The sequence below is a fragment of the Mitsuaria sp. TWR114 genome (genome assembly GCF_007997345.1).
Map to the genome: position 1 here is coordinate 1 of NZ_VOSR01000791.1, position 923 is coordinate 923.

A 923-nucleotide genomic window follows, 5' to 3' on the forward strand; every position below is an offset into this window, starting at 1 on the left:
CTGGACGCGCTGCAGGCGCAGATGATGAGCCACGCCGAGCGCTTCGAGTACGAGCAGGCCGCCGGCATCCGCAACCAGATCACCGCCTTGTCGAAGGTGCTGCAGCAGCAGGCCGTCGACGAGAACAGCGCCACCGGCCGCGATCGCGACGTCGACATCCTGGCGGTGAAGCTGCAGGGCGGACGCGCCTGCGTGAACCTGGCGATGGTGCGCGGCGGTCGGCATCTGGGCGACCGGGCCTACTTCCCGAAACACGTCGACGACGCGACGGCGGTTCAGCTGCTCGACGACGACGATCTGCCGGAGCTGGACGTTTCGGCGGCGGGCGAGGGCGCCGCTGGTGCCGCGGTCACGCGCCCCGCGGCGCCGAGCCCGGAGCGCCAAGTCCTGGAGGCCTTCATCGCCCAGCACTACCTCGAGATGGCCGTGCCCTCGCTGCTGGTGCTGTCGGAGCCGGTCGATCCGGCGCTGGCCGAGGCGCTGAGCGCGCAGGCCGGCTACCGTGTCACCACGCAGGCGCAGCCGCGCGGCCAGCGCCGCATCTGGCAGGAGATGTGCGTCAAGGGCGCCGAGATCGCGCTGGCGCGGCTGCTGTCGGAGGAGGGCTCCCAGCAGGCGCGCACGCGCGCGCTCGTGGACGCGCTGGACCTCAGCGTCACCGAGCTCGACAAGTTCCGCATCGAGTGCTTCGACATCAGCCACACCGCCGGCGAGGCGACGCAGGCGTCCTGCGTCGTCTTCGAGGGCCACCAGATGCAGAGCAGCCAGTACCGGCGCTTCAACATCGAGGGCATCACCGGCGGTGACGACTACGCGGCGATGCGGCAGGTGCTGACACGCCGTTACAGCAAGATGGCCGAGGCCGCACAGAATGGCACCGGTCGTCTGCCGGACCTGGTCCTGGTCGACGGCGGCAAGGGCCA

1 protein-coding gene is annotated in these 923 nt (G+C 70.7%); it reads left to right on the forward strand.

Going from position 1 to position 923, the window contains the following annotated elements; all coding sequences use genetic code 11:
• Positions 1-923, forward strand: a 923-nt coding sequence (locus FUT87_RS24220; protein WP_186830733.1) for a UvrB/UvrC motif-containing protein, incomplete at both ends; no start/stop codon positions are given.